Genomic DNA, 20,416 nt, shown 5'->3' on the forward strand with positions numbered 1-20,416 from the left:
TCGACGGATCGTCGGGCGTCGGGCACGGGGAGGCAGAGAGGCAGATCTGTCGCTGCCCGCAGCGAACCTAAAGTTATGAACAGATCACGTCAACGGTCCACGCGTTTTGTTAACTTTCCGAAGCCAGGGAATCGCCCGGTCGGGTCGGGGAATCCCCCAGATGAGTCGGTGCGAACATCCGCAGCCGGGCCGGGAGCACGACCACGGAGGGCCCGGGGGCCGCCAGCGCGACGGCGAGGTCGTCCCGCAGCCGCTCCGGGGCACTCGTCACCGCCGGCACCCCGAAGGACTCGGCGAGCGCGGCGAAGTCGGGCCGCGCCAGCTCGGTGCCGGTCGCCTGCCCGAACGCGTCCTCCATGTACTCGCGCAGGATGCCGTAGCCCCCGTCGTCCACGATCAGCCAGGTCACCGGCAGGTTGTACTGGCGGGCCGTGGCCAGCTCGGCGAGCGAGTACATGGCGCCGCCGTCGCCGGAGACCGCGAGCACCGGCTGCGTCGGGTCGGCCGCCGCCGCGCCCAGCGCCGCCGGGAAGGCGTAGCCGAGGCCGCCCGCGCCCTGTGCCGAGTGCATGGTGTTGGGGTGGCGGGCGTCGAAGGCCGACCAGGCCCAGTACGCCAGGATCGTCATGTCCCAGAAGGAGGGCGCCCGGGACGGCAGCGCCTCGCGGACGGCGGCCAGTACGTCCTGTTCCAGGGTGAGTTCCTGGGACGCGATCCGCTCCCCCACCCGGTCCAGCAGCGCCCGTACACGCGCGGGCGCCGTGTCGTCCTCGCGCGCGCCGGCCGTCTCCAGCAGCGCCCGGAGCGCGAGGCGCGCGTCCGCGTGGATGCCGAGCGCGGGGTGGTTGGACTCCAGCTTGCCCGCGTCGGCCTCGATCTGGACGACCCGGCCGCGGGGCCTGAACGTGTGGTAATTCGACGAGAGTTCGCCCAGGCCCGAGCCCACCACCAGCAGGACGTCCGCGTCCGCCAGGAAATCCGTGGTGTGGCGGTCCTCCAGCCAGGACTGGAGAGAAAGGGGGTGGGTCCAGGGAAAAGCGCCCTTGCCGCCGAACGTCGTCGCGACCGGCGCCCGGAGCCGCTCGGCCAGCGCCCGCAGCTCGGGCTCGGCCCCGGCCCGTACGACGCCGCCGCCCGCGAGGATCGCCGGGCGTTCGGCCTTCGTCAGCAGGTCGGCGGCCGCGGCGGTCAGCTCGGGGCGCGGAGGCAGCTCCTCGGGGTCCGCGTCCATGCCGGTGACCACCGGGATCGTCGTCGGCGCGAGCAGTACGTCCTGCGGGATCTCCACCCAGACCGGGCCGTGCGGGGCCGTCAGCGCCGACTTCCGGGCCGCGGCGATCGCGGACGGGATCTGCGAATGCGTGCGGGCGGTGTGCACGGACTTCACGACGCCGCGGAAGGCTGCGCTCTGGTCGGGGAGTTCGTGCAGGTAGCCGTGGCGGCCGCCGCCGAGCCCCGCTGTCGGCACCTGGCTGCCGATCGCCAGGACGGCGGCCGAGGCGGCGGCGGCCTCCTGCAGCGCGGCGAGCGTCATGAGGGCGCCGGGGCCGGTGGAGACCATGAGCGGCGCGATACCGCCGGTGCGGCGGGCGTAGGCGTCGGCGGCGAACCCCGCGTTGTTCTCCACGCGCAGTCCGACGTACCGCAGGGGGCTGCGGCCCAGCGCGTCGAAGAGGCCCAGGGCGTGTTGGCCTGGGAGGCCGAAGACGGTCTGCGCGCCTAGCGCTTGCAGCGACTCTACGACCAGGTCGCCCCCTGTGCGTTGGGCGGCGGGGGCCGGGGGGTTCGTGGTGCTCACGGGGGCCTTTCTGCGGGTGCGTGGGAGTGCGCGTGGATCACGGCCTGGCGGCCGCTCGTCCTCAAACGCCGGACGGGCTGGGTTTGGCCGCGTCTGCCTCAAGTGACGGACGGGCTGGGTTTGGCGGGCTCGGCCGGGGTGGCCAGGCGGGCCCGCCACTCGGCCAGTACCGCCGGGTCCGTCGGGCGGCTTGCCAGGCTGACGAGCACGTACGCCGCCAGCGACACCAGCAGCCCGTAGTAGATGGGCTCGTTCGCCAGGACGCCGCGCCAGGCCATCAGGGCGATGACCGTGAAGCCGCCGGCGGCCACGGCGGCAAGCGCGCCCGTGCCCGTGCCGCGCTTCCAGAGGAGGCCGCCGAGGATCGGGACCAGGAGGCCGCCTACCAAGAGGTTGTAGGCGACCGTCAGGGCCTGGACGACGTCGTTGAGGGCGATGGCGATGCAGATGACGGCGATGCCCATGACGAGGATGAAGACGCGGTTGCCGCGTACCTCGTCGTGGCCTTCGGAGCGGTCCCGGCCGCCGCCGACGACCCCGCGGACCCGGGACCAGATGTCGTTGTTGGCCACCGTCGCGCAGGCGATCAGCGCGCCCGAGGACGTGGACATCACGGCGGAGAGCGCCGCCGCAAGTACCAGTCCGCGTACGCCCATCGGCAGGGCGTCCTTGACGATCGTGGCGAACGCGTCGTCGGGGCTGCCGAGATGGGGGTAGAGCACCTTGGCCGCCGTACCGATCACGGCTCCGGCCAGCGCGTACACCAGGCAGTACGTGCCCGCCGCGGTGCCGCCCAGCCGCGCGACGCGGTCGCTGCGGGCCGTGAACACCCGCTGCCAGATGTCCTGGCCGATCAGCATGCCGAAGGAGTAGATGAGGACGTAGGTGAAGACGGTCTGGGCGCCGATGCCGAGCGGGGCGAAGTAGTCGTCGGGGAGTTCGGCCCGCAGCGCGCCGAAGCCGCCCGCCTTGACCACGGCGATGGGCAGCAGGAGGAGCAGTACGCCGATCGTCTTGACCACGAACTGCACCATGTCGGTCAGCGTGATCGACCACATGCCGCCGAGCGTGGAGTACGCGACGACGATCGCCCCGCCGAGGATGATCGACACCGTGCGGTCGAGGCCGAAGAGGACGTCGAAGATGGTGGCGTACGCGATCGTGGACGTGACCGCGAGCATCAGGGTGTACGCCCACATCACGACGCCGGAGATGACGCCGGCCGAGCCGCCGTAGCGCAGGTCGAGCATCTCGGAGACGGTGTAGACCTTCAGCCGGGCGATCCGGGCGGAGAAGAAGAGGCTCAGCGCGAGCAGCCCGAGGCCGATGGTGAAGACCATCCAGGCACCGGAGAGGCCGTACTGGTAGCCGAGGCCGACGCCGCCGATCGTGGAGGCGCCGCCGAGGACGATCGCGGCCATGGTCCCGGAGTACATGAACGGGCCCAGGCGCCGCCCGGCGACCAGGAATTCGCTCTTGGAGCGGGCACGGCGCATGCCCCACCAGCCCATGGCGAGCATGCCGGCCAGATAGAGGACGATCACCGCGTAGTCGACAGCCATGAGCCATCCCTTCGGCAGGGCGGGGGGAGGTGGGGGTGGGACGGGATTTCGTGGGTTGACCTTAGGAAACGGCGTGGCGGCGCAGAAGTGTACGTTTCCTCCACCGTGCCGCTCGGAAATGGAGGGTCCGCACATGGCTGACGCGTCGCACCCCGCGCCGCCGCCCACCCCGGGCGTCCCGCTGTCCGCACTGCTCGCCCGCGCCGACCTCGGGCTGCGGCAGATCGCCGGGCCGCGCGCCGACGCCGACATCCACTGGGTGCACACCTCGGAGATGGCCGACCCGGAGCCGTATCTGCTCGGTGGTGAGCTGCTGCTGACGGCCGGGGTGCACCTGGACGAGGCCGCGGGGTCCGGGGCCTACCTCGACGGGTACGCGGAGCGCACGGTCGCGGCAGGTGCCGTGGCGCTCGGGTTCGGGATCGCGCCGGTGCACGACGCGGTGCCGCGGGCGCTGGTCGCGGCCTGCGACCGGTACGGGCTGCGGCTGCTGGAGGTGCCGGCGGGGACCCCGTTCACGGCGGTGGAGAGCGCCGTGTGGCAGGCCATGACCGAGGCCCGGCATCGCGAGCTGACCCGCATCGGTGACGGCCAGCGTGCCCTTGCCACGGCGGCCGCCGGGCCCGATCCGGTACCGGCCGTGCTGCGCACGCTCGCCCGCCAAGTGGGCGGCTGGGCCGCGGTGTCGGGACCGGGCGGGGACGGCGAACTGGCCGCCGCCGGACCTCGGCCGCCCGCTCCCGCGCGAACGGCGGCGGCCCGGCTCGCACGCCGGGTGGCGACCCAGGGCGGGCCGGCGGCGGCGAGCGACACGGTGGCGGCGGCCCCGAGCGGCGCCGTAGCAGCCCCTGGCGACCCGGCGGCCCCGAGCGACCCCCCGCCCGATCCGCCCGCCACCCATCTCGCCGCATACACGCTCGGCGGCCGCGCCCCCGACCGGACGCGCGCGCTGATCGTCGCCGCGCCACCGCCCGACCCGGCGGCCCGCGCCGTCGTCGGCGTCGCCGCGGTACTGCTGTCACTGCTCACCGGCCCGTACGCGGAGGCCGCCGACGGCGGGCACTCCGCCGCGCTGGTCCGGCTGCTGCTGGGGGACGGGCCCGCCGACGTGGCGCCGCTGCTGAAGCACCCGCACTGGACCGTCGTGCACGCCCGCGCCCGGCGCGGCAACGAAGCCGCGGCCGCCACCCTCGCCGCCGGGCTGGGCACGTCCCTGGTCGCGCCGGGCGACGACGCCGTCCGGGCCCTCGTACCGGCCGGCCGTGAGGTCACCGCGCAGCCGGGCTGGACGCTCGGCGTGAGCGAGCCCGTACCGGTGTCCGCGCTGCCCGCCGGGGACGCGCACGCCGCGGCCGCGCTGCGCCGCGCGGTGGCCGGCCGGACCCCGCTAGTCCGCCACCGCTCCCCCGGCGTCGGCGGCACCGGCGGCGTCGCCGCGCTGGTCCCGCCGGCCGAGGCCCGCGCGCACGCGGCGGCCGTACTGGCACCGCTCGACGGCACCCCGGCGCTCCGCGAGACGCTGCGCACCTGGCTCTCGCTGCACGGCAGCTGGGACCGTACGGCGACGGCGCTCGGCATCCACCGCAACACGGTCCGGCAGCGCATCGCCCGCGCCGCCGCCCTGCTCGGCACCGACCCGGACGACCCGGACATCCGGATGGAGCTGTGGTTCGCGCTCGGCGTCCGCGATTGAACTCCCGGAAACCGACATATCCTTTTCGGCATGACGTCGGCTCCCTTTGCCGACCCTTCCCCGAATTCCACTGGCCCACTTCCGACATCGACGTCATCGGCGGCCAAAAGCGCACTTCACAGCGCATGCGGTAGGCCATTTCCGACGTAATGCACAGGCCATTGAAGGCGACTTGCCTTACGGGCTCCGACCCCGGCACTATTCCCCGCGTCACCCCCCTGTTCTTCCGCGTCCCCCCATTGAAGGGAAGAAAAGTCATGCGTGACTTCATCGAGACCGCCGAGCTTGCCGACGCCGACCTGGACAACATCGCCGGTGGCGTCGCCACCCTCGGCGGCAGCGTCGCCGGTTACAGCGCCGGTGTGACCGTCGACGGCACCGCCGTGGACGCCGTCGAGGGCCTCGCCCAGGGCACCATCGCCAAGGCCTCCGGCCTGGCCGCCGCCACCGGCGTCTGAGCAAAAGCCTGAAACACACCAGGGCCCCGGAACCTCTCGGTTCCGGGGCCCTGGTGTGTTCGCGGTGCGTTCCGCGTGACCCGCGTCAGCCGCGCGCGGCCGCGATCTGCCGGGACATGATCGTGGTCAGCTCGTACGCCGTGTGGGAGGCGGCGACCGAGGTCATCTCCGCGTGGTCGTACGCCGGGGACACCTCGACCAGGTCGGCGGAGACCAGGTTGCAGGAGGCCAGGCCGCGCAGGATCTCCAGCAGCTCGCGCGAGGTCAGGCCGCCGGCCTCGGGGGTACCGGTGCCGGGCGCGTGCGCCGGGTCCAGCACGTCGATGTCGATGGAGATGTACAGCGGGCGGTCACCGATGCGCTGGCGCAGCTGGTCGGCGACCTCGTCCACGCCGCGGCGCATGACGTCCGCCGAGGTGACGATGCCGAAGCCCATCTTCTCGTCGTCGGTGAGGTCCTTCTTGCCGTACAGCGGGCCGCGCGTGCCGACGTGCGAGAGCGCCGAGGTGTCGAGGATGCCCTCCTCGACCGCGCGGCGGAACGGCGTGCCGTGGGTGTACTCCGCGCCGAAGTACGTGTCCCAGGTGTCCAGGTGCGCGTCGAAGTGCAGCAGCGCCACCGGGCCGTGCTTCTTGGCGACCGAGCGGAGCAGCGGCAGCGCGATGGTGTGGTCGCCGCCGAGGGTCATCATGCGGGCGCCGGTGCCGAGCAGGTCGTCCGCCGCTGCCTCGACCGTCTCGACCGCCTCGTTGATGTTGAACGGGTTGGCGGCGATGTCGCCCGCGTCGGCCACCTGGGCCAGCGCGAAGGGCGAGGCGTCCTGCGCCGGGTTGTACGGGCGCAGCAGGCGGGACGCCTCGCGGATGGCGTTGCCGCCGAAGCGGGCGCCGGGGCGGTACGAGACACCGGTGTCGAACGGGACGCCCACGACGGCCACATCGGCGCGGCCGCCGACCTCGTCGATACGCGGCAGCCGGGCGAAGGTCGCCGGGCCTGCGTAACGCGGGACGCGGGAGGAGTCGACGGGACCGACGGGCTCGGGAGATGCGGCAGATGCGGTGGTCATGGCGCTGAGCGTAGAGTCGGCGCGGCGTTCGCCCCATGGACATTTCTGTGAGGTACGGGGCCGTCATTCGACACGGCGTCCAGCCTCCCGGGCCGTAACGGTGGAGACGTTCACTCACCGTCGGGGCCGACGGCGGTGCAGTCGGCCCGCGCGAGATGTCCACGCGGCGGAACTCCCCCGCCCCGCCCTGATCCGCACCGGCACAATGGGCCTCATGCCGATAACCTCCGCTCCCGCCCCCAGCCGCGCCGAACTGGTCGAGCACCTCGTACGCACCCGCATCGCCGGTGACGTCGCCACGCCCCGCGAGAACAACCTCGACCACTACCGCAAGCTCGCCAACGGCGACCGCCACTACTGGTTCGGCCTGGAGCTGGGCGACAGATGGCGGGACGAGCAGGACGTGCTCGCCGTGATGGCCGAGCGCTGCGGCGTCATCGACGACCCGGACCACCGCCACGGCCAGGACACCATCGACCCCGAGCTGACGGTGGACGCGCTGGAGCGGATGGCGGCGGTGCTGCGCAAGGCGGCCGCCGGCCGGCGGCGGGTGCTCCTCGCGACCGGTCACCCGGGCGGGCTGCTGGACGTGCACATCGCCACGGCAGCCGCGCTGCGGGCGGCGGGCTGCGACATCGTGGTCGTCCCGGACGGGCTGACCGCCGACGACGGCGTGGTCTTCCAGTTCGGCCGGGTCGCGATGCTCGAGCGGGGCGCGACCCTGTGGCACACGCACTCGCCGGCTCCGATGGCGGCGATCCTGGACGGCCTGGAGGCGGCGGGCGAGGCGCTGCCGGACCTGGTCGTCGCGGACCACGGCTGGGCGGGCTGCGCGGGGCAGCGCGGCATCGACGCCGTCGGCTACGCGGACTCGAACGACCCGGCGCTCTTCCTGGCCGAGGCGGAGGGCACCGTCCAGGTCACGGTCCCCCTGGACGACCACGTCCGCAGCCCCCGCTACTACGACCCGCTGACGGCCTACCTGCTGCACGCGGCGGGCCTGGCGGACTGACCCGGCAGTACGCCAGATCCGTCACCGGGGCGTGCGGATCACGCCCTCCTGGATCACCGAGACCGCGAGCTGTCCCTCGGCCGTGAAGATGCGGCCCTTGCCCAGGCCCCGGCCGCCCTGCGCGGTCGGTGACTCCTGGTCGTACAGCAGCCATTCATCGGCCCGTACCGGCCGGTGGAACCACATCGCGTGGTCCAGGCTCGCGCCGACCACGTCACCGACCGCCCAGCCGCCGCGCCCGTGGGCGAGCAGCACGGAGTCCAGCAGCGTCATGTCGGAGACGTAGGTGACCAGGCAGATGTCGAGCAGCGGCCGGGGGATGCCGGTGTCACCGTCGAGCTTGCCCTGGGTACGGAACCAGACCTGGGAGCGGGGCTCGCGCACCTCGCCGGCGGTGGCGAACGGCGGCGCGTCCACGTACCGCAGATCGACCGCGGCCCGGGCCTCCAGCAGCCGCTCGGCGACACCCTCGGCCACGAACCGGTCGGCATACCGGGGCAGCATCTCGGCGGCGGTCGGCAGCGTCAGCGGATCCGGCACCCGCGGCATCGGCTCCTGGTGCTCCAGGCCCTCCTCGTGCGCGTGGAAGGACGCGGTGAGGTGGAAGATCTGCTGGCCGTGCTGGACGGCGACGACCCGGCGGGTGGTGAAGGACCGGCCGTCGCGGATGCGGTCGACGGTGTAGACGATCGGCGCGCCGGGGTCCCCGGGGCGCAGGAAGTACGCGTGCAGGGAGTGCGGCGGCCGCTCGGCGGGGACCGTATGCCCCGCCGCGACCAGGGCCTGCGCGGCGACTTGGCCGCCGAAGACCCGGGGCACGACCGCCGCACGGCTCTGACCGCGGTAGATGTCCTCCTCGATCTGCTCCAGCGTGAGCAGATCGAGGAGGGACTGCAGTGCGTCGTTCACGCGGGCAGCCTAGAGGCCCATCGACTTCGCGATGATCGACTTCATGACCTCGTTGGTGCCGCCGTAGATGCGGTTGACGCGGTTGTCCGCGTACAGGCGGGCGATCGGGTACTCGTTCATGTAGCCGTAGCCGCCGTGCAGCTGGAGGCACTTGTCGATGACGCGGTGCGCGACCTCGGTGCAGAACAGCTTGGCGGAGGCGGCCTCGGCCGCGGTCAGCTCGCCCGCGTCCAGGGCCTCCAGGGCGCGGTCGGCGACGGCCTCGGCGGCGTCCACCTCGGCCTGGCAGGCGGCCAGCTCGAACTTGGTGTTCTGGAAGGACGCGACGGTCTTGCCGAAGACGGTGCGCTCCTGCACGTACTGCTGCGCGAACCGGACCGCGGCCTTGGCCTGCGCGTACGCGCCGTAGGCGATGCCCCAGCGCTCGGAGGGCAGGTTCTTGCCGAGGTAGTAGAAGCCCTTGTTCTCCTCGCCGAGCAGGTCCTCGGCGGGCACCTTCACGTCGACGAACGCCAGCTCGGCGGTGTCGGAGGTGCGCAGGCCCAGCTTGTCCAGCTTGCGGCCGACGGAGTAGCCCTCGGACTTGGTGTCGACGGCGAAGAGGGAGATACCGAAGCGGCGGTCGTCCTCCTTCGGGGCCGACGTGCGGGCGCACACGATCACGCGGTCGGCGTGCACGCCGCCGGTGATGAAGGTCTTGGCGCCGTTGAGGACGTAGTGCGTGCCGTCCTCGGAGAGCTTGGCGGTGGTCTTCATGCCCGCGAGGTCGGAGCCGGTGCCCGGCTCGGTCATCGCCAGCGCCCACATCTCCTCGGCGGAGACGAACTTCGGGAGGTAGCGCTTCTTCTGCTCGTCGGTGGCGAGCATCTTGATGTACGGCAGGGCGAGCAGCACGTGCACGCCGGAGCCGCCGAAGGTGACGCCGGCGCGGGCGGTCTCCTCGTACTGGATCGCCTCGAACTTGTGCGACTCCAGGCCCGCGCCGCCGAACTCCTCGGGGACGTTGATGCCGAAGAGGCCCAGGTCGGCGAGCTTGGAGTAGAACTCGCGGGGCACCTGGCCCGCGGCGAACCACTCGTCGTAGACGGGCACGACCTCGCCCTCGATGAAGGCGCGGATGGTGTCCCGGAACGCCTCGTGATCCTCGTCGAATACCGTCCGCTTCACCCTGTGCCTCCCTGGAGCGACCTGAACTACAACGCTGTCTAAGCGCTTGCTCAGCGAAAGCTACCCGGCGGTTATGTTCGCTGTCCAGGGGTCACGTACGACGCAGTCGTCACACCGGCGCCGGAGCCGGCGGCTCAGCCCTCCCGGCCCGCCGCCGCTCCGAACGCGCCCAGCGCCAGCCGCTTCAGCAGCGCCTCCGTGGCTGTGCGGGGCGGCAGGCTGGCGCGCGGGCTCAGGTGCGGGGTGGAGTTCAGCAGGCCGAAGACGGCGTGCACGGCGGCGCGCGCCTCGGCCTCCGTGCAGGCCGGATAGACCTCGCGGACGACCTCCACCCACAGCTCGACGTACTGGCGCTGGAGCTGGCGCACCCGCTTGCGGTCCGCCTCGCGCAGCCGGTCCAGCTCCCGGTCGTGGACGGTGATCAGCGGCCGGTCGTCCAGGGCGAAGTCGATGTGCCCCTCGATGAGCGCGTGCAGCACTTCCTCGGCGCTCTCGCCGCCGTCGGCGACCCGCAGCCGGCCGCCGTCCAGCAGCCGCTCGCTGATGCCGACCAGCAGCTCGGCGAGCATCGCGTCCTTGCCGGCGAAGTGGCGGTACAGGCCGGGACCCGAGATCCCGACCGCGGCTCCGATCTCGTCCACGCCGACGCCGTGGAAGCCGCGCTCGGCGAAGAGCCGCGCGGCCTCTTTGAGGATCTGCTCGCGGCGGCTGACGGTGGTGGGGGCCTTGGTGCTGCTCATGGCTCCAATTGTAGACAGGCGGGTTAGTGGTCGTTAACCTGGAGGCAATCGTGTTAACGACCACTAACAAGGGGCGGGTACGACGATGGAGCAGGCACCCGTACTGGGGAGCGCCGCAGATCCCGCGGCCGACTCCTGGCGGGCCAACGAGGCCGCGCACCGCGAGCTCGTCGGGCAGCTGCGCGAGAAGCTCGCGGCGGCCCGGCTGGGCGGCGGCGAGAAGGCCAGAGCGCGGCACGCCGCGCGCGGCAAGCTGCTGCCCCGGGACCGGGTGGACACCCTGCTGGACCCGGGCTCGCCGTTCCTGGAGATCGCCCCGCTGGCGGCCGACGGGATGTACGGGGGCGCCGCCCCGGCGGCGGGTGTCATCGCGGGAATCGGGCGGGTGAGCGGCCGCGAGGTGGTGATCGTCGCCAATGACGCCACGGTCAAGGGCGGCACGTACTACCCCATGACCGTGAAGAAGCACCTCCGCGCCCAGGAGGTGGCCCTGGAGAATCGTCTCCCCTGTATCTACCTGGTGGACTCCGGCGGCGCCTTCCTGCCGATGCAGGACGAGGTCTTCCCCGACCGCGAGCACTTCGGGCGGATCTTCTACAACCAGGCCCGGATGTCGGGCGCCGGGATTCCGCAGATCGCGGCCGTGCTCGGGTCCTGCACGGCGGGCGGCGCGTACGTCCCCGCGATGAGCGACGAGGCCGTGATCGTCCGCAACCAGGGCACGATCTTCCTCGGCGGTCCGCCGCTGGTGAAGGCCGCGACCGGCGAGGTCGTCACGGCCGAGGAGCTGGGCGGCGGCGAGGTGCACTCCCGTACCTCCGGCGTCACCGACCATCTCGCCGAGGACGACGCGCACGCCCTGCGGATCGTCCGCACGATCGTCGCAACGCTCGGCGAGCGCGCGCCGCTCCCCTGGACCGTACGGACGGTGGAGGAGCCCAAGGCCGACCCGGCCGGGCTGTACGGCATGGTCCCCACCGACTCCCGCACCCCCTACGACGTCCGCGAGGTCATCGCCCGGATCGTGGACGGCTCGCGCTTCGCGGAGTTCAAGGCGGAGTACGGCCAGACGCTGGTCACCGGCTTCGCGCATCTGCACGGCCACCCGGTCGGCATCGTCGCCAACAACGGCATCCTCTTCTCCGAGTCCGCGCAGAAGGGCGCGCACTTCATCGAGCTGTGCGACCAGCGCGGCATCCCGCTGGTCTTCCTGCAGAACATCTCCGGCTTCATGGTCGGCCGGGACTACGAAGCGGGCGGCATCGCCAAGCACGGCGCGAAGATGGTCACGGCGGTGGCCTGCACGCGGGTGCCGAAGCTGACCGTCGTGATCGGCGGTTCGTACGGCGCGGGCAACTACTCCATGTGCGGCCGGGCGTACTCCCCCCGCTTCCTCTGGATGTGGCCCAACGCCAAGATCTCCGTCATGGGCGGCGAGCAGGCGGCGTCCGTCCTCGCCACGGTCAAGCGCGACCAGCTGGAGGCGCGCGGCGAGGAGTGGCCCGCCGAGGAGGAGGACGCCTTCAAGGCCCCGATCCGCGAGCAGTACGAGACGCAGGGCAACGCCTACTACGCGACGGCGCGGCTCTGGGACGACGGCGTGATCGACCCGATGGAGACCCGGCAGGTGCTGGGCCTGACCCTCACCGCCTGCGCCAACGCCCCGCTGACCGACCCCGCCTTCGGCGTCTTCCGGATGTGAGGACCTCCACCATGTTCAGTACTGTTCTGGTCGCCAACCGCGGCGAGATCGCCGTCCGTGTCCTCCGCACCCTCCGCTCCCTGGGCATCCGCTCGGTCGCCGTCTTCAGCGACGCGGACGCGGACGCCCGGCACGTACGGGAGGCCGACACGGCCGTCCGCATCGGCCCGCCGGCCGCCGCCGAAAGCTATCTGCGGATCGACGCGCTGCTGGCCGCCGCCCGGCGCAGCGGCGCGGAGGCGATCCACCCCGGCTACGGCTTCCTCGCCGAGAACGCCGCCTTCGCACGGGCGGTGACCGACGCCGGGCTGGTCTTCATCGGCCCGTCCGCCGAGGCCATCGACCTGATGGGCGACAAGATCCGGGCAAAGGAGACGGTGCGGGCCGCGGGCGTGCCCGTCGTGCCGGGCTCGTCCGGCAGCGGCCTGACCGACGGCGAACTGGCCGCCGCCGCACGGGAGATCGGCATGCCGGTGCTGCTGAAGCCGTCGGCGGGCGGCGGCGGCAAGGGCATGCGGCTGGTGCGCGACGAGGCGCTGCTCGCGGACGAGATCGCGGCGGCGCGGCGCGAGGCCCGCGGCTCCTTCGGCGACGACACGCTGCTGGTCGAGCGCTGGGTCGACCGCCCGCGGCACATCGAGATCCAGGTACTCGCCGACGGCCACGGCAACGTGATCCACCTCGGGGAGCGCGAGTGCTCCCTCCAGCGCCGCCACCAGAAGATCATCGAGGAGGCGCCGAGCGTCCTGCTGGACGAGGCGACCCGCGCGGCGATGGGCGAGGCGGCCGTGGAAGCGGCCCGCTCGTGCGGCTACGTGGGCGCGGGCACGGTCGAGTTCATCGTCCCGGGCGACGACCCCGCCTCGTACTACTTCATGGAGATGAACACCCGGCTCCAGGTCGAGCACCCGGTCACCGAGCTGGTCACCGGGATCGACCTGGTCGAGTGGCAGCTACGGGTCGCGGCGGGCGAGGAACTCCCGTACGGGCAGGACGACATCACCCTCACCGGGCACGCGGTCGAGGCCCGGATCTGCGCCGAAGACCCCTCCCGGGGCTTCCTGCCGTCCGGCGGCACGGTCCTGGCGCTCGGCGAGCCGCAGGGCGACGGGATACGGACGGACTCCGGGCTGTCCGAGGGCACGGAGGTCGGCTCGCTGTACGACCCGATGCTGTCGAAGGTCATCGCGTACGGACCCGACCGCGCGACCGCGCTCCGCAAGCTGCGGGCCGCGCTCGCGGAAACGGTCATCCTCGGGGTGCCCACGAACACCGGCTTCCTGCGCCGGCTGCTGGCCCATCCGGCGGTGGCGGCGGGGGAGCTGGACACGGGCCTGGTGGAGCGCGAGGCGGACGGCCTGGTGAGCCAGGACGTGCCCGAGGAGGTGTACGCGGCGGGCGCGGCCGTACGTGCGGCGGCGCTGGAGCCTTCGGGTGCGGGCTGGACCGACCCGTTCTCCGTGCCCAACGGCTTCCGCCTGGGCGGTGAGCCGTCCCCGCCCGCCTTCTGGCTGCGCGTGCCCGGCCACGACCCCGTACAGGTGTCCGGCAGCGGTCAGGTCACCGAGGACCGGGTCGCGGTCACCGTCGACGGCGTGCGGCACACCTTCGTACGCGCCGGGGACTGGCTCGGCCGCGACGGCGACGCCTGGCACGTACGCGATCACGACCCGGTCGAGGAGACGCTGCGGGGCGCGGCCGGCGCGCACGGCGCCGAGTCGCTCACCGCCCCGATGCCCGGCACGGTCACGGTCGTCAAGGCCGCGGTCGGCGACCACGTCACCGCGGGTCAGGGCCTGCTCGTGGTCGAGGCGATGAAGATGGAGCACGTCATCTCCGCGCCGCACGCGGGCACCGTCGCCGAACTCGATGTGACGCCGGGCAGCACGGTCGCCATGGACCAGGTGCTGGCCATGATCACCCCCGACGAGCCGGAGGACGACCAGCGATGACACCGGGACTGCCCATGTCCGTACCGGCCCCCGGCCTGCCCGCCCGGGTCCGCATCCACGAGGTCGGCGCGCGGGACGGGCTGCAGAACGAGCAGACCGTGATCCCGACCGAGGTCAAGGCGGAGTTCATCCGCCGCCTCGCGGACGCGGGGCTCGACACCATCGAGGCGACCAGCTTCGTGCACCCCAGGTGGGTGCCCCAACTGGCCGACGCGGAGCGGCTGTTCCCGCTGGTGAGCGAGCTCGCTGCCCGGCTCCCGGTCCTCGTACCGAACGAGCGCGGCCTGGACCGCGCGCTGGCCCTCGGTGCCGACCGGATCGCCGTCTTCGGCAGCGCGACCGAGTCCTTCGCCAAGGCCAACCTCAACCGGACGGTGGACGAGGCGCTGGCGATGTTCGCACCGGTCGTCGCGCGCGCCAAGGAGGCGGGCGCGCACGTCCGCGGCTACCTCTCCATGTGCTTCGGCGACCCCTGGGAGGGCCCGGTGCCCATTCCCCAGGTCGTACGGGTCTGCCGCGCGCTGCTGGACCAGGGCTGCGACGAGCTGAGCCTGGGCGACACCATCGGCGTCGCCACGCCGGGCCATGTCACCACCCTGCTCACGGCGCTGAACGAAGCGGGCGTCGGCACCGACGTGCTCGGCGTCCACTTCCACGACACCTACGGCCAGGCGCTCGCCAACACCCTGGCCGCGCTCCAGCACGGCGTCACCACGGTCGACGCCTCCGCGGGCGGCCTCGGCGGCTGCCCGTACGCCAAGTCCGCCACCGGCAACCTCGCCACCGAAGACCTCCTCTGGATGCTGCACGGACTCGGCATCGAGACCGGGGTCGACCTCGGCCGCCTCACCGCCACAAGCGCGTGGATGGCCGAGCGACTGGGCCGGCCGAGCCCGTCCCGCACCGTACGAGCCCTCTCCCACAAGGAGTGACCCCCATGTCCCTGGACCACCGTCTCCCCTCCGAGCTGGAGGAACTGCGCTCCACGGTCGAGGCGTTCGCACACGACGTCGTCGCCCCGAAGATCGGCGAGTACTACGAGAACCACCAGTTCCCGTACGAGATAGTCCGCGAGATGGGCCGGATGGGCCTGTTCGGGCTGCCCTTCCCCGAGGAGTACGGCGGGATGGGCGGCGACTATCTGGCCCTCGGCATCGCCCTGGAGGAGCTGGCGCGGGTCGACTCCTCGGTGGCGATCACGCTGGAGGCCGGCGTCTCGCTCGGCGCGATGCCGCTGTACCACTTCGGCACGGAGGAGCAGAAGCAGACCTGGCTGCCGAAGCTCTGCTCGGGCGAGATGCTGGGCGCGTTCGGGCTGACCGAGCCGGAGGCCGGCTCGGACGCGGGCGGGACCCGCACGACGGCCCGGCTCGACGCGGCGACCGACGAGTGGGTGATCAACGGCAGCAAGTGCTTCATCACCAACTCGGGGACGGACATCACGGGGCTGGTGACGGTCACGGCCGTCACAGGCCACAAGGCTGCGTCTGATTCCTCCGGCGGCCGCCCCCTGATCTCCGCGATCATCGTGCCGTCCGGCACCCCCGGCTTCACGGTCGCGGCGCCGTACTCCAAGGTCGGCTGGAACGCCTCCGACACCCGGGAGCTCTCCTTCACGGACGTGCGCGTACCCGCCGCGAACCTCCTCGGCGAGGAGGGCCGCGGCTACGCCCAGTTCCTGCGCATCCTGGACGAGGGCCGGATCGCCATAGCGGCGCTGGCCACGGGCCTCGCGCAGGGCTGTGTGGACGAGTCGCTGCGGTACGCCAAGGAGCGGAAGTCCTTCGGCAAGCCGATCGGGGAGAACCAGGCCATCCAGTTCAAGCTCGCCGACATGGAGATGCGCGCCCACACCTCCCGGCTGGCCTGGCGCGACGCGGCCTCCCGCCTGGTGCACGGCGAGCGCTTCAAGAAGGAGGCCGCGCTGGCGAAGCTGTACTCCTCGGAGATCGCGGTCACCAACGCCCGCGAGGCCACCCAGATCCACGGCGGCTACGGCTTCATGAACGAGTACCCGGTCGCCCGCATGTGGCGCGACTCCAAGATCCTGGAGATCGGCGAGGGCACGAGCGAGGTCCAGCGGATGCTGATCGCGCGGGAGATGGGGCTGTGATCAGCACCCCGTGAGCCCTCACCCCGTGGGCCACGGCACCTGCGGCGACCTGTAGTAGTCGATGCCCATCGCGTCCCAGCGCGGCCCCTGGGACGCGAGCCGCACCTTGTAGGTGTCCCAGTCGTGCGTGCTCGCCGGGGACCAGCCCAGCTCCGCGATCCCCGGCAGCCGCGGGAAGGCCATGTACTCCACCTGGTCGCTCTCGGAGAGCGTCTCGGACCACATCGGGGCCTCGACGCCGAGGACGGAGCCGGCCGGAGCGCCCGCCAGGTACGTGCCGGGGTCCCAGTCGTACGAGCGCTGCGCCTCGACGTACCCGGCCCAGCTCAGCCCGAGCTCGGTGTCCTTGGTGTACTTCATGTCCAGGTAGGCGCGGTCCGCGGGCGAGAGGATCAGCCGCGTCCCCTTCTTCGCCGCGTCCGCCACCTGCGCCTTCTCGGCCGCGCTCGTCGCGTCGTAGCCCCAGTACTGCGCCACCGCGCCCTTGACCGGCGTCGCGCCGGTCAGCTGGTGCCAGCCGATCACCGTCTTGCCGTACTTCGCGACCACCGGCTGCACCTTGTTCATGAAGGTGACGTAGTCCTCGTGGCTGGTGGAGTGCGCCTCGTCGCCGCCGATGTGGAGGTACGGGCCCGGGGTCATCGCCGCCAGATCGCGGATGACGTCGTCCACGAAGTCGTACGTCACCGGCTTCGGCACGCAGAAGGAGCTGAAGCCGACCTCGGTCCCGGTATAGAGGGGCGGGGCGACGCCGTCGCAGTTCAGCTCGGCGTACGAGGCGAGGGCCGCGTTGGTGTGGCCCGGCATGTCGATCTCGGGAACGACGGTCAGGTAGCGGCTCTGTGCGTACCGGACGATCTCTTTGTAATCGGCCTTCGTGTAGTACCCACCGGGGCCGCCGCCGACCTGGGTGGAGCCGCCGTACGTGGTCAGCCGGGGCCAGGAATCGATCGCGATGCGCCAGCCCTGGTCGTCGGAGAGGTGCAGATGCAGCTTGTTGATCTTGTAGAGGACCAGCTGGTCGATGTACCGCTTGACCTTCTCCACGGAGAAGAAGTGCCGGGAGACGTCCAGCATCGCGCCGCGGTAGGCGTAGCGCGGAGTGTCGGTGATCGTGCCGGCGGCGATCGTCCAGGGCCCGGGCTGCTCCGTACGCCGCTCCGTCGCCGCGGGCAGCAGCTGGCGCAGCGTCTGGACGCCGTGGAAGAGGCCGGCCGGGCGGCTCGCGCTGAGGGTCACCGCGCGGCCGGTGACGGTCAGCCGGTAGCCCTCCTCCCCCAGCCCCTCGGCGCCGAGCCGGAGCACGATGCCGTCGCCGCCCTTGGTCGTGACGGGCAGCCCGTACCCGGTCGACGGCCGCAGCACGTCCGCGAGGTACCCGGCGACCCGCTTCGTGTCACCGGTGGCGCCCGGGACCCGGATCGCCGTCCGGTCCGTGAGGCGGTAGGCGCCCTGGGCCGGCCGCACGGAGGCCGGGGCGGGGACGACGCGGTCGAGGGGCGCGGGGTCCGCGGCGGGCCGTCCGGCGGCGGGCGCGGGGACCGCCGTGCTCAGGCCGGCCGCGGCCACCAGGACGAGGAAACAGAACAGTCTGCGTGGTCTCACAAGTGGCACGAGCGATCCCTTCGGCGAGCTTCGCGCATGAGTCGTGCATGGCATGGAGCAACCGAACGCTCACCTTGAGTACCGTGTGCCCCACACGCGGTCAAGGTGTAGACCACACCCGATTTGTTTAGACCACTCACCCGACGACGCGCCTGCCCGATATCGGGCAGATTTCTTGCGAAAAGCGCCGCGCTCCATGAGTATCGACGGGTGCTCGATCGCCGTCCGTCCCACGAGGACCTCGTAGAACACCTGGTACGCAGTACGCCGCTGCAGCGCGGCGAGGCCGTCCGGGTGATCCAGGACGTGCTCGCGTACTTCGATGAGACGGCCGAGACGTTCGTGCGTCGCAGACACCGCGAACTGCAGGCCCAGGGCCTGCGCAACGACGCCATCTTCGAGCGGATCGCCCACGAGCTGCCGCACCGCGCCGTGGCCCCGCCCGAGCTCTCGATACGCCAGCTGCGCCGCCTCGTCTACGGCTGAGACGCCGAGCACCTACGCACCGTCAATCCGGGAGGGTCAACCCACATGTGTGGAATCGTCGGTTATATCGGCAAACGCGATGTCGCGCCGCTGCTCCTCGAGGGCCTGCAGCGCCTGGAGTACCGCGGTTACGACTCCGCCGGCATCGCCATCCACGCCTCCGGCAAGGCCGGCGGGCTGAAGACCGCCAAGGCCAAGGGCCGGGTCCGGGAGCTGGAGTCGCGCCTGCCGAAGCGGTTCGCCGGCACCACCGGCATCGCCCACACCCGCTGGGCCACCCACGGCGCGCCGAACGACGAGAACGCCCACCCGCACATGGACGCCGAGGGCAAGGTCGCCGTCGTCCACAACGGCATCATCGACAACGCCGCCGAGCTGCGCGCGAAGCTGACCGCCGACGGCGTGGAGTTCGCCTCCGAGACCGACACCGAGGTCCTCGCGCACCTCATCGGCCGCTCGCAGGCCGAGAAGCTGGAGGAGAAGGTCCGCGACGCGCTGCGGCACATCGAGGGCACGTACGGCATCGCCGTACTGCACTCCGACTTCGCCGACCGCATCGTCGTCGCACGCAACGGCTCCCCGGTCGTCCTGGGCATCGGCGAGAAGGAGATGTTCGTCTCCTCCGACGTCGCCGCGCTGGTCTCGCACACCCGCCAGGTCGTCACCCTCGACGACGGCGAGATGGCCACCCTGAAGGCCGACGACTACCGCACGTACACCACCGAGGGCTCGCGCACGACGTCCTCCCCGGAGACCGTCGAGTACGCCGCCGAGTCCTACGACATGGGCGCGCACGACACGTACATGCACAAGGAGATCTCCGAGCAGGCGGACGCGGTGGACCGCGCGCTGCGCGGCCGGATCGACGACCGCTTCTCCACTGTGCACCTGGGCGGCCTCAATCTGGACGCGCGCGAGGCGCGCGGCGTCCGCCGGGTCAAGATCCTGGGCTGCGGCACCTCGTACCACGCGGGCCAGATCGGCGCGCAGATGATCGAGGAGCTGGCCCGCATCCCCTCGGACGCCGAGCCGGCCTCCGAGTTCCGCTACCGCAACCCGGTCGTGGACCCCGACACGCTGTACGTGGCGGTCTCGCAGTCCGGTGAGACCTACGACGTGCTCGCCGCCGTCCAGGAGCTCAAGCGCAAGGGCGCGCGGGTGCTGGGCCTGGTGAACGTCGTCGGCTCGGCGATCGCGCGGGAGACCGACGGCGGCATCTACGTGCACGCGGGCCCGGAGGTCTGCGTGGTCTCCACCAAGTGCTTCACCAACATGGTGGTCTCCTTCGCGCTGCTCGCCCTGCACCTGGGCCGCATCCGGGACCTGTCCGTGGCGGACGGCAAGCGGATCATCGACGGCCTGCGCCGGCTGCCGGCGCAGATCACCGAGATCCTCGAGGGCGAAGCCGAGATCAAGAAGCTCGCCGAACTGTATGCGGATGCGAAGTCGATGATGTTCATCGGGCGGGTCCGCGGCTACCCGGTGGCGCGCGAGGCGTCCCTGAAGCTCAAGGAGGTCTCCTACATCCACGCCGAGGCGTACCCGGCCTCCGAGCTGAAGCACGGACCGCTGGCGCTCATCGAGCCGGCGATGCCGACGGTCGCGATCGTCCCGGACGACGACCTGCTGGAGAAGAACCGCGCGGCGCTGGAGGAGATCAAGGCCCGCAGCGGCCGCATCCTCGCCGTCGCGCACGCCGTGCAGCAGAAGGCGGACCACACGATCGTGGTACCGAAGAACGAGCCCGAGCTCGACCCCATCCTCATGGGCATCCCGCTCCAACTCCTCGCGTACCACACGGCCCTGTCCCTCGGCCGCGACATCGACAAGCCCCGCAACCTGGCCAAGTCGGTGACGGTGGAGTAACCGCAAAAGGGGGCAAAAAGAGGCGGAGCCTCGCGCGCGCCACCATACGTGCGAGGCTCCGCCTCTCCGGTGCCGGCGTCGCCCTAACGCCGGCAGTGATGCCGCCTTCCCGGGAACCGTCACACCCGGGCGGCAGCACGCCGTGTGAAGGTTTGTACCCCTCGCCGACGCACAACCCACCTCTACGAGTCAGTAGATTTGTCGACTACGACCGGGGTATGACGCTCCGTCATGCCGAGGTGACGTCACACGGTGGACGGGGGGTGAGGCCGGATACGTACGGAAGA

The 20,416-nt window shown here is 71.9% G+C and carries 16 protein-coding genes; 9 read left to right on the plus strand and 7 right to left on the minus strand.

Translation table 11 applies throughout. From position 1 onward, the window contains the following. Positions 1 to 109: 109 nt before the first annotated feature. Both IF04_RS0102285 and IF04_RS0102290 read right to left on the minus strand, forming a co-directional pair. Entirely contained in the window at positions 110 to 1,798 is a 1,689-nt protein-coding gene (locus tag IF04_RS0102285; RefSeq protein WP_051830586.1) for a thiamine pyrophosphate-binding protein, read from the minus strand. Between the two features lie 98 nt (positions 1,799 to 1,896). Beyond that, positions 1,897 to 3,360 carry a sodium:solute symporter family protein gene (locus tag IF04_RS0102290; RefSeq protein WP_030250010.1) on the minus strand — a complete coding sequence of 488 codons (1,464 nt, stop codon included), beginning with the start codon at positions 3,358 to 3,360 and terminating at the stop codon, positions 1,897 to 1,899. Between the two features lie 133 nt (positions 3,361 to 3,493). Between IF04_RS0102290 and IF04_RS0102295 the strand changes: the two genes are divergently transcribed. Both IF04_RS0102295 and IF04_RS0102300 read left to right on the plus strand, forming a co-directional pair. Then, the gene (locus tag IF04_RS0102295; protein ID WP_245654243.1) at positions 3,494 to 5,053 is read left to right on the plus strand and encodes a PucR family transcriptional regulator; all 1,560 of its coding nucleotides are present in this window, start codon (positions 3,494 to 3,496) and stop codon (positions 5,051 to 5,053) included. Between the two features lie 257 nt (positions 5,054 to 5,310). Then, positions 5,311 to 5,511, plus strand: coding sequence for a hypothetical protein (locus IF04_RS0102300; RefSeq protein ID WP_030250016.1), 201 nt, complete (start codon positions 5,311 to 5,313; stop codon positions 5,509 to 5,511). 85 nt (positions 5,512 to 5,596) lie between these two features. Here the strand turns inward: IF04_RS0102300 and speB are convergent, their stop codons facing one another. Continuing rightward, positions 5,597 to 6,577: an agmatinase gene (speB, locus tag IF04_RS0102305; RefSeq protein ID WP_030250019.1), complete on the minus strand. Its 981-nt coding sequence runs from the start codon at positions 6,575 to 6,577 to the stop codon at positions 5,597 to 5,599. 214 nt (positions 6,578 to 6,791) lie between these two features. On the opposite strand from speB, the gene IF04_RS0102310 reads away from it, so the two are divergent. Further along, on the plus strand, positions 6,792 to 7,589 hold the full coding sequence (locus IF04_RS0102310) for a phosphatase (protein ID WP_030250022.1): 798 nt from the start codon (positions 6,792 to 6,794) through the stop codon (positions 7,587 to 7,589). A gap of 21 nt (positions 7,590 to 7,610) precedes the next feature. Here the strand turns inward: IF04_RS0102310 and IF04_RS0102315 are convergent, their stop codons facing one another. The 3 genes from IF04_RS0102315 to IF04_RS0102325 form a co-directional block, all read right to left on the minus strand. After that, positions 7,611 to 8,498, minus strand: a complete 888-nt coding sequence (locus IF04_RS0102315) for an acyl-CoA thioesterase (protein WP_030250024.1) — start codon at positions 8,496 to 8,498, stop codon at positions 7,611 to 7,613. A gap of 9 nt (positions 8,499 to 8,507) precedes the next feature. Further along, positions 8,508 to 9,665, minus strand: coding sequence for an acyl-CoA dehydrogenase family protein (locus tag IF04_RS0102320; protein WP_030250027.1), 1,158 nt, complete (start codon positions 9,663 to 9,665; stop codon positions 8,508 to 8,510). A 134-nt stretch (positions 9,666 to 9,799) separates the two neighbouring features. Continuing rightward, on the minus strand, positions 9,800 to 10,405 hold the full coding sequence (locus IF04_RS0102325; protein ID WP_030250029.1) for an SACE_7040 family transcriptional regulator: 606 nt from the start codon (positions 10,403 to 10,405) through the stop codon (positions 9,800 to 9,802). Positions 10,406 to 10,490: 85 nt separating this feature from the next. Here IF04_RS0102325 and IF04_RS0102330 point away from each other — a divergent pair, with 85 nt between their 5' ends. The 4 genes from IF04_RS0102330 to IF04_RS0102345 are packed head-to-tail and all read left to right on the plus strand — an operon-like array spanning position 10,491 to position 16,172. After that, the gene (locus tag IF04_RS0102330; RefSeq protein ID WP_030250031.1) at positions 10,491 to 12,107 is read left to right on the plus strand and encodes a carboxyl transferase domain-containing protein; all 1,617 of its coding nucleotides are present in this window, start codon (positions 10,491 to 10,493) and stop codon (positions 12,105 to 12,107) included. Positions 12,108 to 12,118: 11 nt separating this feature from the next. After that, a complete protein-coding gene (locus IF04_RS0102335) occupies positions 12,119 to 14,059 on the plus strand; it encodes an acetyl/propionyl/methylcrotonyl-CoA carboxylase subunit alpha (protein WP_030250033.1) in 1,941 nt (646 codons plus the stop codon). Continuing rightward, on the plus strand, positions 14,056 to 14,991 hold the full coding sequence (locus IF04_RS0102340) for a hydroxymethylglutaryl-CoA lyase (protein WP_030250034.1): 936 nt from the start codon (positions 14,056 to 14,058) through the stop codon (positions 14,989 to 14,991). The genes IF04_RS0102335 and IF04_RS0102340 overlap by 4 nt, the downstream gene beginning before the upstream one ends. A gap of 11 nt (positions 14,992 to 15,002) precedes the next feature. Further along, the gene (locus IF04_RS0102345; RefSeq protein WP_030250036.1) at positions 15,003 to 16,172 is read left to right on the plus strand and encodes an acyl-CoA dehydrogenase family protein; all 1,170 of its coding nucleotides are present in this window, start codon (positions 15,003 to 15,005) and stop codon (positions 16,170 to 16,172) included. A gap of 18 nt (positions 16,173 to 16,190) precedes the next feature. On the opposite strand, the gene IF04_RS0102350 is transcribed toward IF04_RS0102345, so the two are convergent. After that, positions 16,191 to 17,777: a beta-N-acetylhexosaminidase gene (locus IF04_RS0102350; RefSeq protein ID WP_030250038.1), complete on the minus strand. Its 1,587-nt coding sequence runs from the start codon at positions 17,775 to 17,777 to the stop codon at positions 16,191 to 16,193. Between the two features lie 210 nt (positions 17,778 to 17,987). Here IF04_RS0102350 and IF04_RS0102355 point away from each other — a divergent pair, with 210 nt between their 5' ends. Then, the gene (locus IF04_RS0102355) at positions 17,988 to 18,263 is read left to right on the plus strand and encodes a hypothetical protein (RefSeq protein ID WP_030250040.1); all 276 of its coding nucleotides are present in this window, start codon (positions 17,988 to 17,990) and stop codon (positions 18,261 to 18,263) included. Between the two features lie 45 nt (positions 18,264 to 18,308). Further along, positions 18,309 to 20,129 carry a glutamine--fructose-6-phosphate transaminase (isomerizing) gene (glmS, locus tag IF04_RS0102360; RefSeq protein ID WP_030250043.1) on the plus strand — a complete coding sequence of 607 codons (1,821 nt, stop codon included), beginning with the start codon at positions 18,309 to 18,311 and terminating at the stop codon, positions 20,127 to 20,129. Positions 20,130 to 20,416: the final 287 nt, after the last annotated feature.

Source organism: Streptomyces violens, from assembly GCF_000717745.1.
Lineage (GTDB): Bacteria > Actinomycetota > Actinomycetes > Streptomycetales > Streptomycetaceae > Streptomyces > Streptomyces violens.

Excerpts from the sequence above, each read along its gene's own strand:
- IF04_RS0102310 (WP_030250022.1), top strand. The coding sequence starts at position 6,792 with ATGCCGATAACCTCCGCTCCCGCCCCCAGCCGCGCCGAACTGGTCGAG.
- IF04_RS0102295 (WP_245654243.1), top strand. The coding sequence starts at position 3,494 with ATGGCTGACGCGTCGCACCCCGCGCCGCCGCCCACCCCGGGCGTCCCG.
- IF04_RS0102290 (WP_030250010.1), bottom strand. The coding sequence starts at position 3,360 with ATGGCTGTCGACTACGCGGTGATCGTCCTCTATCTGGCCGGCATGCTC.
- speB (WP_030250019.1), bottom strand. The coding sequence starts at position 6,577 with ATGACCACCGCATCTGCCGCATCTCCCGAGCCCGTCGGTCCCGTCGAC.
- IF04_RS0102325 (WP_030250029.1), bottom strand. The coding sequence starts at position 10,405 with ATGAGCAGCACCAAGGCCCCCACCACCGTCAGCCGCCGCGAGCAGATC.
- IF04_RS0102335 (WP_030250033.1), top strand. The coding sequence starts at position 12,119 with ATGTTCAGTACTGTTCTGGTCGCCAACCGCGGCGAGATCGCCGTCCGT.
- IF04_RS0102340 (WP_030250034.1), top strand. The coding sequence starts at position 14,056 with ATGACACCGGGACTGCCCATGTCCGTACCGGCCCCCGGCCTGCCCGCC.
- IF04_RS0102330 (WP_030250031.1), top strand. The coding sequence starts at position 10,491 with ATGGAGCAGGCACCCGTACTGGGGAGCGCCGCAGATCCCGCGGCCGAC.
- IF04_RS0102300 (WP_030250016.1), top strand. The coding sequence starts at position 5,311 with ATGCGTGACTTCATCGAGACCGCCGAGCTTGCCGACGCCGACCTGGAC.
- glmS (WP_030250043.1), top strand. The coding sequence starts at position 18,309 with ATGTGTGGAATCGTCGGTTATATCGGCAAACGCGATGTCGCGCCGCTG.